13 protein-coding genes are annotated in these 16,627 nt (G+C 29.5%); 5 read left to right on the top strand and 8 right to left on the bottom strand.

Features of this window, described 5'->3' with window-relative positions:
• Window positions 1–832: 832 nt before the first annotated feature.
• The 4 genes from infB to pnp all read left to right on the top strand — a co-directional run bounded on the left by infB (window position 833) and on the right by pnp (window position 5,532).
• Entirely contained in the window at window positions 833–2,449 is a 1,617-nt protein-coding gene (gene infB / locus AOE55_RS01230; RefSeq protein WP_013087475.1) for a translation initiation factor IF-2, read from the top strand.
• Between the two features lie 30 nt (window positions 2,450–2,479).
• A complete protein-coding gene (gene rbfA / locus AOE55_RS01225; protein ID WP_013087885.1) occupies window positions 2,480–2,878 on the top strand; it encodes a 30S ribosome-binding factor RbfA in 399 nt (132 codons plus the stop codon).
• Window positions 2,879–3,113: 235 nt separating this feature from the next.
• Window positions 3,114–3,347, top strand: coding sequence for a 30S ribosomal protein S15 (gene rpsO, locus AOE55_RS01220; protein ID WP_013087552.1), 234 nt, complete (start codon window positions 3,114–3,116; stop codon window positions 3,345–3,347).
• A 127-nt stretch (window positions 3,348–3,474) separates the two neighbouring features.
• A complete protein-coding gene (gene pnp / locus AOE55_RS01215; protein WP_231131482.1) occupies window positions 3,475–5,532 on the top strand; it encodes a polyribonucleotide nucleotidyltransferase in 2,058 nt (685 codons plus the stop codon).
• Here pnp and AOE55_RS01210 read toward each other — a convergent pair.
• Window positions 5,511–8,516, bottom strand: a complete 3,006-nt coding sequence (locus AOE55_RS01210; protein ID WP_041855236.1) for a valine--tRNA ligase — start codon at window positions 8,514–8,516, stop codon at window positions 5,511–5,513. The genes pnp and AOE55_RS01210 overlap by 22 nt on opposite strands.
• Window positions 8,517–8,681: 165 nt before the next feature.
• Window positions 8,682–10,208 carry a leucyl aminopeptidase gene (locus AOE55_RS01205; RefSeq protein ID WP_080611812.1) on the bottom strand — a complete coding sequence of 509 codons (1,527 nt, stop codon included), beginning with the start codon at window positions 10,206–10,208 and terminating at the stop codon, window positions 8,682–8,684.
• Between the two features lie 842 nt (window positions 10,209–11,050).
• Here AOE55_RS01205 and tsaB point away from each other — a divergent pair.
• On the top strand, window positions 11,051–11,749 hold the full coding sequence (gene tsaB, locus AOE55_RS01200) for a tRNA (adenosine(37)-N6)-threonylcarbamoyltransferase complex dimerization subunit type 1 TsaB (protein ID WP_013087445.1): 699 nt from the start codon (window positions 11,051–11,053) through the stop codon (window positions 11,747–11,749).
• Here tsaB and AOE55_RS01195 read toward each other — a convergent pair.
• From AOE55_RS01195 to AOE55_RS01170, 6 genes are all read right to left on the bottom strand, one after another.
• Window positions 11,746–12,738: an NAD(P)-dependent oxidoreductase gene (locus AOE55_RS01195; RefSeq protein WP_080611692.1), complete on the bottom strand. Its 993-nt coding sequence runs from the start codon at window positions 12,736–12,738 to the stop codon at window positions 11,746–11,748. The two genes, tsaB and AOE55_RS01195, sit on opposite strands and share 4 nt — an antisense overlap.
• 145 nt (window positions 12,739–12,883) lie before the next feature.
• Entirely contained in the window at window positions 12,884–13,336 is a 453-nt protein-coding gene (gene rplI, locus AOE55_RS01190; RefSeq protein ID WP_013087672.1) for a 50S ribosomal protein L9, read from the bottom strand.
• Window positions 13,337–13,376: 40 nt separating this feature from the next.
• The gene (gene rpsR, locus AOE55_RS01185; protein WP_013087892.1) at window positions 13,377–13,607 is read right to left on the bottom strand and encodes a 30S ribosomal protein S18; all 231 of its coding nucleotides are present in this window, start codon (window positions 13,605–13,607) and stop codon (window positions 13,377–13,379) included.
• 258 nt (window positions 13,608–13,865) lie between these two features.
• On the bottom strand, window positions 13,866–14,237 hold the full coding sequence (gene rpsF, locus AOE55_RS01180; protein WP_041855235.1) for a 30S ribosomal protein S6: 372 nt from the start codon (window positions 14,235–14,237) through the stop codon (window positions 13,866–13,868).
• 79 nt (window positions 14,238–14,316) lie between these two features.
• Window positions 14,317–15,096: a 23S rRNA (guanosine(2251)-2'-O)-methyltransferase RlmB gene (rlmB, locus tag AOE55_RS01175; RefSeq protein ID WP_013087920.1), complete on the bottom strand. Its 780-nt coding sequence runs from the start codon at window positions 15,094–15,096 to the stop codon at window positions 14,317–14,319.
• A gap of 154 nt (window positions 15,097–15,250) precedes the next feature.
• Window positions 15,251–16,549: an adenylosuccinate synthase gene (locus AOE55_RS01170; protein WP_013087732.1), complete on the bottom strand. Its 1,299-nt coding sequence runs from the start codon at window positions 16,547–16,549 to the stop codon at window positions 15,251–15,253.
• Between the last annotated feature and the right edge of the window lie 78 nt (window positions 16,550–16,627).

Raw genomic sequence — 16,627 nt, 5'->3', positions numbered from 1 at the left:
AATGAAGAAGATACAAGACCGAGACAAAAAATAGATATTGTATAGGGATTAAAGAAAGAAATTGATTTTTGTTGAATAGAATAGAAAAAATTTAAAAAAATGTTCAATTTAAAAAAACTAAACGATGGAATCCGCAAATTTACTTCATTTTTTTTAAGAGTTGAAAATTTGAGATGTATAAGTTACGAATTTTGAAATTCTTTTAGAGATATCTTTAGGAAATGAGGAATTCAAAATCTTAAAACTTCGTGGAAATTTCCCTAACATTCAAAGAAGAAAAAATTAGAGATATTTTTTAAATCAAGAAAATTAAATATCAATTAATCATTAGAGAACAACTCAATTAATGAAAGTTTGAATTCGGAAAATTCTTAATCCTCTTGAGAAAAACTCTACAAAATCGTTTATTCAATATAAAAAAAAATCATTAAGAAGAGATTGACGATATTAAAGGTAATCTTGATCAATAGATCCATCAATTAAAAAATTTTCTTTGAAATCACTCTACAAAAGAATACAAATGGAGTGTCTAGAAAAAATTCTCTCAACCGAAGGATTGAGAAGAATTACAGAGAATAAAAAACTACGAAAACAATTTCCAATTTTAAAATTATTCTTTCTTTTAAAGAAAACAAGAGAGTTTGATTCGAAAATCTTACAAAACCTTTCATAATTTCTCTTTAAGAAACCATTTTTAATTTAAAAAACCTATTTTTTAGAATTATTGAAAAGGTTTAAACTATCTGAAGAGAACAAAAATGAATTCTGTATATGAATTTCATCGAAATAGATCTTGAAATCGAAACTATATCTATAAGGATAGGACTACGATATGCAAATTGATCAGAACGAAAGAGATATTGAGTTTGAAATAGTTAGGTATCGTGATTATATGCTACGAAAATACAAAGGGATATTAAAATCTCGTCCTCCAATTGTAAGTGTAGTAGGGCATATCGATCATGGGAAAACTTCTTTGTTAGACAAAATATGTTCTACGGAAATTTCGTCCAAAGAAATAGGAGGGATTACGCAAAAGATCAATGCTTACTATTTTCAAATTAATGATGATCAAAAAAAATCCTCTATTACTTTTTTAGATACTCCAGGTCATTCCGCTTTCTATAAGATGAGGTTACGCGGAATCAACATAACAGATATCGTTTTATTAGTCATAGCAATGGACGACGGTATTATGAGTCAAACTATAGAATCGATTCAGTACGCTAAATCCTTTAAAATTCCAATTATAGTTGCAGTGAATAAAATCGATATAAAAAAAAATTATGATAAGGATATAGAAAACCATATTCTTCAATATGGAGTTCAATCAGAAAGGCTAGGAGGGGAAAATCAATTTATTTATGTATCTGCTAAAACAGGAGAAGGTGTTCATGAACTATTGGATGCGATTTTAATTCAATCAGAAATGATGGAATTGAAAGCGCTCCAAAATTGTCCAGCAAAAGGAATAGTAATTGAATCCCATCTAGATAATAGAAGAGGTCCAATTGCAAACATTATAGTTAAGGAAGGAACTTTAAGAAAAGGAGATGTCATTTTGTGTGGATTTGAATACGGAAGAGTGAAAGATATTCGTGATTTAAATGGAAAAAATGTAGAAGATGCTTTTCCGAGTCTTCCCGTTCAGATACTGGGATTATCTGATGTACCTTTAGCTGGAGATGATTTGATCGTTTTGCAAGATGAAAAGAAAGCAAAAGATTTTGCTTTACTTCGAAAGAATAAGTTTAGAGAGATCAAGCTGGATAATCAAAAAAAATGTTTTGAGAAAGAAAATGAAGGAGCTTTTTTAAAAGGAGATGAGAAGATAATCAGTTTAAATATCATTTTAAAGACAGATACACAAGGAATATTAGATACCATACAAAATTCGTTGGAAGAGAGAAATCGTTCGTTACGTTTGAAAAAGACTCATTCACAAGTAAAAATTGTAGAAAAAGGAGTTGGACGGATCAATAATAACGATATAATTTTAGCCATTACTTCTAAATCGATAATATTTGGATTTAACGTTCAGATCGATCATTCTTCAAAGAACCTTCTAAAGAAAAAATTTGTAGATATAAGAAATCACTCTATAATTTATGAATTACTGAAAGAAATAGATATGGAGATGAATAAAATAGAAAGAAAATCATTTAATGATAAGATACAGATTGGAAAATTATATGTCAAAAACATTTTTAAATCCTCAAAAGATCGAGGTGTGATCGTAGGTTGTATGGTCAGTAGTGGAAAGATCAGAAAGGATAGTATTATTTCAATATTTCGAGACAAAAAAGTAATCTTTCGGAACATCCAAATTGATTCTTTAAAAAGGTTTCAGAATAATGTCCTTGAAGTTAGAGAGGGCGTGGAATGTGGAATTAAGATAAAATCTTTTGTAAATCTACAGATAGGTGATAAAATCATAGTTTTTGAATAAAAAAGTTAGATAAGTATATATGTCGCCATCATGAAAAGAAGCATATACAGATCAAAGAAATTATCCAGAATGATACAAAAGGAACTTTCTTGGATCTTACATCGACATATCATGGATCCTAGAATGAAAAAAATCATGATATTACATGTTGATCTTAGAAGAGATCTTTCTTTTGCAAAAGTATTTTTTTCTATTTTTTTTTCATATTCAAAAATGATCTCATTTTCACGTAAGGAGAAATCTTCAAAAGAAGTTGTTGAGTTACTTAACGATCGTCAATTTTTAAAAATGGTTAGGTATCTTTTAGCACAAAAAATAGAAATTCGAATGATACCTAAACTGACTTTTTTTCAAGATCGTTCGATAGAAGAATCGATCAGAATTGATCATCTCATAAAATTAACTACTAAAAATCGAGTTTTTTCATAAGATATTTTTTTTAAATATGATTAATTAAAAATTTTTTCAATTCTGAAAAATGTTCGATTTTTTTTAAAGTTTTTCAAAAATTTTTGTTTTTTATAAACTTTTAAAAAAGTGAAAATATTAAACTATTTTTCTTGCATTCGAGTATCATATCATTTAAAGTGACTCGAATACTCTGTAAATTTTTCTTATTTACGGATTCAGAATTTACTTTTTATGAATTAAAAAGAGTTGATATATGAAAGAGTTCAATGCTGGTTCAATCGAGTCTCAAATTGAGATATTAACTAAAAAAATAAATCGTTTAAAGAATCACTTTATCTTTCACAAAAAAGATCATCATAGCAAAAGAGGTTTTTTGAAATTTGTTTCTAATCGAAAAAAAAAGTTAGATTACCTTAAAAAAAAAGATTTTTATCAATATATTTCAATCGTGAAAAATTTAAAAATTGGAAAATATAAAAATAACTAAACTTCTTAAAAAAGAAGAACAAAAATTAATTCTCCGTTCGTTCATAAATTCGATAAAGGTAAAGTAATTGAGAAAAAAATTCCTGAGTTCTTTTGTTCAAACTTTTCAATTGGGAAAGAATGATTGCGTGATAGAAACTGGATCTTTAGCTAGACAATCCACTTCTTCTTTAATAATACATATGGGAGGTACCTCTGTCCTTATTTCGGTTGTAGAACAAACAGAAGAAAAAAAACAAGAGTCTAATTTCTTTCCTTTGATTGTGAATTACCAAGAAAGATCTTATTCAATTGGAAGAATACCTGGAAGTTTTTTTAGAAGGGAGGGAAGATCCGGAGAAAATGAAATATTGACGTCTAGACTGATTGATCGATCTCTGAGACCAGCCTTTCCGGAGCAATTTAGAAATGAAATTCAGATCATTGCTACTGTGGTTTCAGTGAATCCAAAAATTAATCCGGATATCCTATCAATAATAGGAGCTTCTGCTGCACTTTCGATTTCTCATATTCCCTTTCACGGACCTATCGGATCGGTTAGAATCGGTTATATTGGAGGAAGATATATCTTAAATCCAAGTTATGAAGATCTAAAAGAAAGTGAATTGGATCTGATAGTTTCTGGAACGGAAGACAAAATTTTAATGGTGGAAGCAAGATCTTCCTTACTCAAGGAAGATATTATATTGGAAGCTATTGATTTCTCTAAAAAGTATCAAAAAACTATCATCGATAATATTAATAAATTATCTGAAAAAATCGGTTCAAAGAAAGTCTTTCAAAAAAAAGAAGAAACCGATTTTCATCTTAAAAATTATATTTTGGAAAAAGTTGAAAAGGATTTACGAGATGCTTATTTAATTCCAGATAAAAAAACTCGTCTTTCAAGGATTCAAGAGATCAAAGATAAAATTTTTTCTGAAGCATCTCTGAATCTAGAAGTTTTCAACTCATTTCAGGCGAATGAAATATTTTTTGGAATAGAAAAGGAAATAGTAAGAAGTAGAATATTGAATGAAGGAATTAGAATCGATGGAAGAAAATTGAATGAGATCAGAAAAATTGACTGTCGTGTAGGAGTTTTATCTAGAACGCATGGATCTTCTTTATTTACGAGAGGAGAAACACAAACTTTAGTAATAGTTACTTTAGGAAATGAAAGAGATGCTCAAATAAGAGATGAGATTGTAGGTGAAAAACTAGATCATTTCATATTACACTATAATTTTCTTCCTTATTCTGTCGGAGAGATCGGATTAGTTGGCGTCCCAAAAAGAAGAGAGATAGGACACGGAAATCTTGTAAAAAGAGGAATGATAGCTGTTATGCCAAATTTTTCCAATTTTTCATATACTATACGAGTTGTATCTGAAGTGATAGAATCCAATGGATCTTCTTCTATGGCTTCTGCTTGCGGAACCTCTCTTGCGATGATGGATGCTGGAATCCCAATAAAATCAGCGATAGCTGGAATTTCGATAGGTTTGATCAAAGAAAAAGAAAATTTTGTAATTCTTTCTGACATTTTAGGAGATGAAGATCATTTCGGTGATATGGATTTTAAAGTGATGGGAAATGAAGAAGGAATCAGTGCTTTACAAATGGATCTCAAAATTAACGGAATTGAGGATGAAATATTACGATTTGCTCTTTTTCAAGCAAAAGAAGCAAGATGTAAAATTTTGAAAAAGATGAAAAATGCGATATCTAATCCAAGAAAATCCATATCCAACTTTGCTCCAAGAATTCGAAAAATATATATTGAACCTCATAAGATAAAAGATTTGATAGGAAAAGGAGGATCCACCATACGTTCATTAACAGAAGAAACTAATTCGGTAATTGATATTGAAGATACAGGAGAGGTAAAAATTTCTTCGATGGATGAACTTAGTATCAAGAAAACGATTCTCAGAATTAAGGAAATCACTTCAGAAGTTGAAATCGGATGTGTATACAAAGCAAAAGTTATCAGAATAGTTGATTTTGGATTATTTGTTTCTATCTTAAGTAATAAGAAGGAAGGTTTAGTTCGTATGCAAACTAACAAACCTTTGAAAGATATTCGATTCTCAAACAAAAAAGTTACTAGTAGGAAGTCTCAAATTCAAATTGGTCAAATACTTTCTGTGAAAGCAGTGGATATCGATCGGCAAGGAAGAATTCAATTTATTTTAATTCGATGAGAAGAGAAAAGGGTTTTATTTTTAATTAATCGTAATAAGATCTTTCTTTGTTCAAGTATTGACTGAATTCTTCTTTCTCTCATTACTATAATTTTTTTTGGAGCTTTTTTTAAAAATTGAATGTTCTTGAGATCCCTTTGGAGAATTTCCTTCTCCTTTTCTAATTTATCTAACTTCTTTCTCAATTTTTTTTCGTCTAGGAAATGTGGATCATCGTCCTTTGAAGGATTGAAAAACACAATTCTGAGTTCTAATAAATTTTCAAAAGACTTGATTAAAAAATGATGATATTGAACTTTTTTATCTTCATTGTCTTCGTCTTCGATGATAAATATGGGAATTTTGATCATCTGGTTTATAAATCGAAAATATCGATAAAAAATTTTTCTTATCTCGTTTTTAGAAAATTTAGTAATCAATATTTTGAAGATTTTTTCTTCAGAAGAGTTAAATTGAGACTTGAGATTTCTCAAAGTTGATATGAATCTTTTAATCAATTCTACTTCAAAACATAACTTTATGTTTTTTTTCTCCTTAAGTTCTTTTAATTGAATTCCGATCGGAAATGAATTTTCTAAAATAGAAGAAAAACTTTTTTTGTTGTCGATCTTTTTTATTTGAAGAATGTTCTGCCAAATAAACTCGCTGACAAAAGGTATCATCGGATGAGATAACTTTAAAATTTCTTCTAATACCATAAGAAGTGTATTTTTAACAGAAATTTTTCTTTCTTTGTCTCCATCCTGAATGGAAATTTTTGAAAACTCTAGATACCAATCACAAAATTGATTCCAAACGAACTTATATAAAATCTTAGACGCCATATCAAATCGAAATGAATCCAAAGCTATTCGATATAAACTAACCGTCTCTTTTAATTTAAAGATAATCCACCGATCCAAAGAAAATTTTTTTTTGCAATGATCTTTTAAAACATTCTGACCTTCTTGACCAACGTTATTCAGTATAAATCTACTAGCATGCCATAGCTTATTGCAAAAATTTTGATATCCGTATAATTGATTTGTATTCCAATATATCTTTCTAGATCCGGAAGATAAAGAAATTAACGTCAACCTTAAAGAATCTGCACCCAATAACCTGATCTTTTTCTGATCTTGAACCCCTTTCTGATTTTGAAAAGAAGAAAAGTGCATATCTCGACTGGTTTCAGTCCTTCGATAATATATCATCAATTTAGAGAATTCTTTTGGATATCTTCCTATGAATGAAATTGGATCTACTATGTTAGATCTTGATTTAGACATTTTTTGTCCATCTTGATCGCATATCAATCCTGTTATATAAACTTTTCTGAAAGGTACTTTTCCACATCCTTTCTCATCTTTGATGAAATACATTGTCATCATAATCATTCTAGATATCCAAAAAAATATGATGTCAAAACCGCTCACTAAAATGTCGGTAGGCTGGAAAGCAGATAAACTCTTGTTTTTTTTAGGCCATCCAAAAGACACAAAAATCCATAAAGAAGAAGAAAACCATGTATCCAAAACATCTTTTTCTTGAATCAACTTTGTATTTTTTTTTAAAAAATATTTTCTTCGAACATCTTCTTCATTATTTCCCACGTAAATCTTTCTAGATTCGTCATACCATATAGGTATTCTATGACCCCACCATAACTGTCTTGATATACACCAATCCTTCATTCTCTTCATCCAAGAGAAGTAAATATTTTCATATTTTTTTGGAAAAAATTCAATTCTCTTATCTCTAACAGCAGAAATAGCTTCCTGTATAAAGGGTTTGACTTTAATAAACCACTGATCTGTTAGAATAGGATAAGTTCTTGATTTACTCCGTTCGCTATAATTTACTTTCGAAATATATTTCTTATTTCCAACCAGTAAATTCGAAGACTCCAGATGTTCCAGAATCTCTCTTCTCACCTTCATATCATCCTTTTTTCGAAAAAAAGATGGAATATGAAATTTACTCATCTCTTTTTCTTTTGAATGAAAGAAAACCCTTGCAAATTCTTGCATATTTCTATTTTTATCAAATATTTCGATGATCGGAAGATCATGATTGATCGATACTTCGTAATCCTGAAAGTTATGAGCTGGAGTAATCCTTACAAATCCAGTACCTTTTTTCATATCTACGAATGAGTCTGAAATAATTGGTATTTTTCGATTCACTATCGGTATTGAAACTTCTCGTCCAACTAGGTGTTTCTTATTATTATCAGATGGATGTACAGCTACAGCAGAATCTCCAAAGATCGTTTCTGGATCAGAAGTTGCTATCACAATGAATTTTCGATCTTCTTCAAGTCTATGTTCTTCTCCTATGATCGGGTATCGAATATACCACATTATTTTTTCCAATCTCTCAGTTCCAACTTCTAAATCGGAAATAACAGTTTTTAACTTAGGATCCCAGTTGACCAATTTTTTAGCCTGATAAATTAATCGATCTTCATATAATTTGATGAACGCTGAAGTAACAGCTTCGGAAACATCTTGATCCATCGTAAATTTATATCTTTTCGGAACTAAGTTACCTAAACATCTCATCTGAAGATCCATAATTTGAACTATTTCTTTTTTCCAATCCCAGATCTTCTTGATGAATTCTTTCTTTCCGAAATCTATCCTGTTTTTTTTGTATCGATCAAGTATATATTTCTCTACGACAATCTGAGTTGCAATTCCAGCATGATCAATTCCACACTTCAATAATGTGGAATCCCCTCGCATCCTTCGATATCGTATCATCATATCTATGATCGAATATTGTAGAGCGTGTCCAATGTGAAGTTTTCCCGTAATATTCGGAGGAGGAGCAACGATACAAAACGTTTTTTGATCTTTCTTAGGAAATTCGCTTTCAAGAAATCCCTTTGATTTCCAGAACTGATAGATAGTTCTTTCTATTTCTTCTGGAGAATAGTTTTTATCGAATAGAAGATTAGATTTTTCTACAATTGTTTTATATATCTTTTCAAGTTCTTTCATTTTGTGTTCTTTAAAAGATTTCTTAAAAATTCCATAATTTTTGAAAAAGTAATTCCAAAAAATCAAAAAAACAAAAAAATTTTCAATTCGATACAAAAAAATCATCCGTTTCTTAATTCTTATCGAATCGTCATTTCATGAGACATCTAAATCTTCTAAAAAAATCTATCTAGGAGATATCCGTAAACAATCTAAAATAAACTGTAGAAGTAATGGAACTGTTCTTCCTGTAGATCCATCGGATCTATTAGATTTCCATGCAGTTCCAGCAATATCTAGATGAACCCATCTGTACTGGTTTTCAACGAAACTGTTCAGAAAATATCCGGCTGAAATCGCTCCTCCTCCTGAAAGGTTATTCGAGTTTGCAATATCCGCGCAGTCGGATCGAATATATTTTTTCAACTCTCTTCCTAAAGGTAATTGCCATATTTTATCCATACTTCTTTCAGAAGATCTAATAAAAGACGATACTAACTTCTGATCATTAGTCATCATTCCTGTATATACGTCACCCAAAGCTACTACACAAGATCCAGTTAAAGTTGCGATATCTATGACAAGATCTGGATTAAACTTTCTAACATATGTTAACACATCACATAGAACCAATCTTCCTTCTGCATCAGTGTTGATGACTTCTACTGTTTTTCCAGACATGGTTCTAATGATATCTCCGGGACGATAAGACATACCATCAGGCATATTCTCACAACAAGCTAATATTCCGATCAAATGAATAGGAAGATCTAGTTCTGCAACACATCTCATAACTCCATACACGGTAGCAGCACCACACATATCAAATTTCATCTGCTCCATTCCAGAAGAAGGTTTTATTGATATTCCTCCAGAATCAAAAGTCAACCCCTTTCCTATCAAAACCAGTGGTCCTTTCTTATTTTCCTTACAACTCACATCACCTTGATAATTTATTATAGCCATGATTGGATCATTTTTTGACCCCATTCCGACCGACAAATAAGCATTCATATCCTTTCGAGCCATTTCTTCTTTCGAAACGATTTCAGTTTTAATTTTTTTATACTTTTTTTCCAATCCTTTTGCTCTTTCACTCAGAAAAGTACTATTGCAAATATTCGCTGGCATATTTGAAAGATCTTTCGTCCACGTCACTCCAGAAGAAATTATCACAGCATGTTTGATAGCTATCTTTCCAATTGAAATGTCATCTTCATTTCCTAAGTAAAAAATAATTTTTTGAAGATGAATATTTTTTTTCTGGCTATTTTTTTTAAATTCATCGAATCTATAACACAACTCTTTAAGAATTTCTATTGCATATCGTATTTTGAAATATTCATGAGTCTCCTTTACTTGAAGCGATGTCAAATTACAGATGATTCTTTTCGAATTAATTTGAAGAATTTCTTGAAACGACTTCCTCAAGATCTTTCTATATTGAAATTTATCCAAATTTCCAAGATTTCCACATCCAACTAGAAGTACTTTTTTAGAAATTATATTTGGAACATCGTACAACAACATATTTTTCCCAATTTCCGCTTCTGTCTTTTCCCTGAGAAGAATTTTATAAATATATCCATGACTAGAAGAATCAATTTCTTTACTCAATTTCGAAAGTTTATTTTCTTTAAAAAATTCTGTAATGATACAATCAAAAGGAGATTTTTCTCCTTGAAGATTTCCTTTTCTAACTTCAAATTTCATGATCATTCTCCATTAAAAATCTTAATCAAGTAACAAAGGTAATTTTAAGAATACTCAATTTTTTATTCTTTCATTCCTTGTTTCATATAAATTTTTATATTTCAATTCATTCAATTCGATGAAATTTTAACATAAAATACCCGTTCTGATCTCTTCATTTATAGATACTTTTTCAAAAATCAAGACTAAATTCAGTTTATTCTAATCTCGGAATAATAATCTACATAAATATAAAATATTCATCAAACAACAGATATTTTTTTGGCATAAAACATTTTCTTTTCGTTAAAAAGAGACAGTTTTTTTGAACTTTTTTATTTTTCTTTTTTAAAAAGTCCGATTGATCAATATTTAGAATCCTGAAAGATTGTACATCGAAACAAATAGAAAATTATCTTTAAAACGATTTTCTAAAAAAAAGTAGATGAGACGAATCCAATCTTTAGACAGATTAATTTTACCTCAACAAGTAGTTTTATAGATTTCCTATTTTGTGTGAAAAATGGAGCAGACAGTTTTCGATAGTCCTTGAATCATAAATCCTTTTTCAAAAGATTAAACCAAAAACATCTTCCAGTGTTGAAATTTTAAAAAAAAATCGAACTAACTTAAAGAAAATAATCACTACCTCAATAATATTCAATTAATCGAAAATGATGAGTGACAATGTATTTCAAATTATTCAGAAAGATAGAGATATAATGATAGAATAATAGAAAATTTTTTCTTTCTAAAAAGGGTATTTTCTGAACTTTTTATATTTAAAATAAACTATATATCATGAAAAAATTCTTTACCTTTTAAAAAACTTGATTTCATAGATCTGAATTGGTTAAAAGAAAATGACAAAAATATTATCGATAGAAACTACGATGCAATTTTGTTCCGTTTGTTTGTTCAAAAAAAATAAAATATTTTTTGAAGAAGTCAAATCGAATAAAGAACATATTCAAAAAATCCTACCTTTAGTAGAGACTTGTTTAAGAAGATCTCAATCTCAACTAAAAGAAATCGATCTTTTAGCTTGTACTGAAGGACCAGGAGGCTTTTCGAATACCAGAATATCTGTAGGAACGACACAAGCTATGGCAATTGCAATAAACGTACCCATCGCATCTTTTTCTTCTTCCATGGTGATAGCTCAGGGTTTATACCGTTGCTTAGGTTCTAAAAGAGTTGTAGTATGTTTGAGAATCAATCAGAATAGAGTAAATTTTTCTTCCTTTCAACTTCAAAAAAAAAGATGGATCGAAATAATAGATAATCAAACTCTATTTTTGAAGAACGTATTATCTAAAATTGATCAACTTAGGGATTGGACAATCTTTTGGATGGAATGTCGTTCAAAAAATCTAGAAAGTTCAATACATCCAAACTTTTCTATATTCTTCAAAAATAAAAAAATATCTATAAAAGAAAATCAAAAAGTCTCTCTTTTTCCGAACGCTATAGATCTGGCAATTTTAGCAAATCAAGCTTGGGAAGACGGAAATATCCGACTAGTAGAAGAATTATATCCAGTTTATTTCAAGGAATTTTAAGTTAACTCGTATTTGAGAGACGATGATCCATTTCGAAAATCATTAATATTAGACAAGGTAATTTTCGCAATTTTCCTCAAAGAAGATTTAGTTAGAAAAGCTCTATGTCTTGTGAAAAAAAAGTTCCTTTGTTTTTTAAAAGATCTAAAAATATCTTTGTAAACTTGATGTTCCTCTTTAAGGGGACAATTATTTTCATTTTCTAAAAAATATTCTTTTTCAAACACATCTGAACAAAAAAATCGAATTTTTCCAGATTTCATAGCTAAAAGAACAGATTCTGAGTCGATGAGTTCTCCACGGCTGGTATTTATTAAGATAACTCCATCTTTCATTCTTTGACAAGAATCTTTGTTAATTAGATGGTAGTTTTCTTGATTCAAAGGACAATGCAAACTGATTATATGAGAATAACTTAAAAGATCATCCATACTCACATAATTTATGCCAGTTTCTGAAACGATTTCTCGATTTGGAATCGGATCATATGCTAACAACTTTGAACCAAATCCTTTCAAAATTTTTAAAGTGATTGAACCTATTCTTCCAGTTCCTATGACTCCAATGACCTGATCTTTTAAAGTATCTCTAACCTCTTCAATCTCTTCATTTGAAGAAAGATAAAGTCCTCTACTAGCGTACAATATTAAAGAAACAGCATATTCTGCAATGGATTCTGGAGAATAACCTGGAACATGAACCACTTTGATTCCAATTTTTTTGGCAGATTCAAGATCCACATGGTCAAACCCTGTGCATCGTAAAGCGATCAATCGAACTCCTGAAATGAAAAGAAATTGTAAAATCTCTTCATCAATCATATCATGAATAAAAGTGCATATCACTTTAGATCCATTGGATTTTTCAATCGTATTCTTGTTTAATCTACAACTCAAGTATTGTATATCCAGGTTAAATCCATTTTTACGATTCAATTTTTCAAAAAAAATTTTTTCATACGATCTAACGCTATACAAAACAATTTTCATAGTACTCCAAATAAATCCGTAATTTTAAAAACTAATCAATCTAAAAAAATAACTCTATAAAAACTGAAGTAGATCCTTGATGAGAGAGATGAATACTTAACTTAAACTGATAAAAATCCCTTTTCTAAAAATATTCGAATAAAAGTTAAAAAGAAACGATACGTAAATTAATTTTAGAAGTTATGTTTTGAAAAAAGACAAAAGTAATCCGATACAACCCTACTTTTCGAAAAGGTCCATCTTTGATTTTTATCTCATTTTTTCGAACTGAAAAACCCAATTCTTTCATTTTTTTACAAATTTCCAAAGGTCCAACTGAACCGAAAATTCTTCCAGAACTTTTAGATTTTACGTAAATCTTAATTTCTTTCAAAGAACTAATTTTTTTTGCTTTCTTCTCTGCTTCTATAAGATTCAATTGGAATTTCCTTTCTAAGGAACTAACCTCTTTTTGAATCATATCAATGTTTTCTTGAGTTGCAATGGTAGCTAAACCCTTTGGAAAAAGGTAGTTTCTTGCGTATCCAGATCTAACTTCCAAAAGATCTCCGAAATTTCCAAGTTTGTTCTTTTTTTTCAATAAGATGACTCTAACCATGTCGATTCACCTGAAATTTGAAATACTTTTTTAGATATTCCTAAGAATGACGATCAGTATACGGTAATAGAGCAAGATACCTAGCTATTTTAATTGCTCTCGATAACTTTCTTTGATACTTTACTTTTGTTCCTGTAATTCTACTTGGAACAATTTTTCCGCTTTCTGTAATATAATTTCTCAATTTTTCAATATCTTTATAGTCTATCTCTCTTGCTTTTTCTGCTGTAAAGCGACAAAATTTTTTTCTTCGAAAAAAATTGTGTTTCATCAGATACCCTGTTTTTTTAAATTTTAATTTTTTATATATAGAAATTTATCTTATTTGATTAAAAAAATCAAATTTCTCAATTTGAGAAAATTTTGATTTTCTCTTTGATTTAAATTTAAAAATATCACTATTTTTCTAATAAATCCTTGATTTCTTTATTCCGTCAAAGAAATCTGAAAAAGAAAACATTATTTCTCTTTAAAACTAATACGTTCCAACTTAGAAAAATTAATTGATTTTATCTATATCATCATACTTTCATTTTTTTAATGATTTTTCATGAACATTCTCTTTTGGATCATTCTCAACTTCTTTACAATTTATCATCAGAGATGGTTTCGAAATTGGTTTATTAACTTTCAAAATTATGTTCCGAATGATAGATTCTTCCGATCTAAACTCATCTTTGATTTCTTGAATGAATTCTTTAGATATCTCTAAGTTAATCAAAATATAATGAGCTTTATGCAATTTGAATATTGGATAAGATAATTGTTTTCTTCCCCAATCTTCTAACCGATGTATAGTTCCGCTCATTTCTTTAACATTATTTTTTAGAGAAGTTAATATTTTATCTATTCTATTGCTTTTGTCAGGATGGATCATGAGGACGATCTCATAATGATTCATATTTTTCTCCGAACGATCAAAAATTTTTTTTAAAAACAAAAATTTCTCTTCATTATATTTTTTTTAACAAAAATTTCAACTAAATGTTCTTATCGAAAAAAAGATCTTCAGTCTCAAAAACCGAATCCTTTCTTTGACGACAAACTTCAAATAAAAATATTCCAGCTGTAACTGAAACGTTCAAAGAAGACGTCTGTTTTTTGGTAGGAATTCTGAATAGTCGAGAACAATTCTTTTTGATAATCTGTCGTATACCTTTTTCCTCATTTCCAACGATAATTGCAATTTTCTTTTCATTGATTTCAAGATCATATATGCTACGATTAGCCTTTTCATCTGTTCCTAGTACTTGAACATCATATTTCTTCAATTTTTCTATACAATTGACTAGATTAGTTCGAATCATCGGAACATATCTTGAAGCTCCACAAGAAACTTTCTCAACTATTTCATTTATTCTAGCAGATCGATTTTTGGAGACTATCACTGCGTCTACCCCAAAAAAATGAGCTGTTCTTAAGCAAGAACCTAGATTTCTTACATCTGTAATTCCATCCAAGATCAAAAACAATATTTTTTTTTGAAAAGGTATTTTATTCAAAATGTTCATTGAAGCCTTCTTCTGAAAACAATTAATAACAGCGAGGATTCCTTGATGTGAAATGTAATTTGAAAGATGATCTAGGAATCTTCTATTGACTAATCTGATAGAAACTCCAAAAGACTCCAATTTTTTTTTAATTTGAAAGATTCTATTATTCCTACTATTCTTTAGAATATACACGAGTTCAAACACTACATTTTTATCATTTAAATATGAATTGACTGTATGAATTCCATAAATTATCTTTTTTGACATATAAAGAGATATCGATGAAAGAATTGTTTAATCTACAAGCTATCGAATTTGAAAAACGATCTCTATGTTTTTCAATGTCACTAAAATCTTTACTTTAATTCTAAATGGAATGATATCTATTTCAACCTCTTCTTTAAAGATCAAAATATTGATATCAACGATGAAAAGGATTTTTTATAATAATCGAATCTTCTCGAGAAGGACCGGTAGAAATGATACAAACAGAAATTCCAGTTAATTCCTCTATTCGATTGACATAAGATATTGCCTCTTTTGGAAGAAGACAATAATCTCTTGTCTTATAAAGACTCCTCTTCCAACCTGGAAGAATTTCATATATCGGTTCTATGTTCTTCCAATCTTCTGAAGATGAAGGAATTGTATAAATTCTTTTTCCTTGTTTGTTCTGATAAGATACACAAATTTTGATCGTCTCTACTCCATCCAAAACATCCAATTTAGTTAAACAAAAACTAGAAATTGAGTTACATTCTATGGATTTCTTAATCATTAAAATATCAATCCAACCTACTCTTCTAGGTCTACCTGTAGTAGATCCATACTCCATTCCTCTCTTTCTGAGATATTTTCCGATCGGTCCATTTATCTCAGTCGGAAAAGGACCTAATCCTACTCTAGTAGAGTAAGCTTTTACTACTCCCAAAACATGACCTATACATCGTTTCGGTCCTATACCTGATCCCAAAGAGACTCCTCCAGATGTGGTATTAGAAGAAGTTACATATGGATAAGTTCCTTGATCAATATCTAACATAGCTCCTTGAGCACCTTCATATATTACCGGTTCGGATCTTTTATGAGCTTTGTGAAGTATTTCGGAAACATCTTTTACTATCTTTAGTATTCTTTTAGAATTGTATAAAGTCTCCTCTAAAGTTTTCTGATAATCGATAGATGAAGAATGATAATAATGAACGAGATGAAAATTATGAAAATCTATGATCTCTTTTAATCTCTTTTGAAAATATTTTACATGAAAGATATCGGATAACTTCAATCCTCTTCTTGCAACTTTATCTTCATAAGCCGGACCCATTCCCCGAAGTGTAGTACCTATTTTACTACCCTCTCTTCTCTCTCTTGCTCGATCTATAGCAACATGATGTGGTAAAACTAGAAAACAAGATCCGGAAATCGCCAGACGGTTCTCAGCATCAATCCCATGAGATTCTAAACTCTCTAATTCTTCACTTAGAGATTTTAAAGATATCATAACTCCATTTGCAATGAGATTTAAAACTCCTTCGTATAAAATTCCAGAAGGAATGGTATGAAGAACCAATTTCTTTTCGTTTAAAAAAATCGTATGTCCTGCATTATCTCCTCCTTGATAACGTACAACATATTTAGAATGTCTTGTCATTAAATCTACTATTTTCCCCTTACCTTCATCTCCCCATTGTACCCCTAATATTACAACGCTTCTGTTCATTTCTCTATCTTTCCTTATTAAAATAAAGAACTTTGAATACAATCAGTGGAATAATGAAAAGAAAATAATAATTCATAA

It is taken from the genome of Candidatus Riesia pediculicola, assembly GCF_002073915.1.
GTDB lineage: Bacteria > Pseudomonadota > Gammaproteobacteria > Enterobacterales > Enterobacteriaceae > Riesia > Riesia pediculicola.
This window is presented reverse-complemented; position numbering and strand designations above follow the sequence as displayed.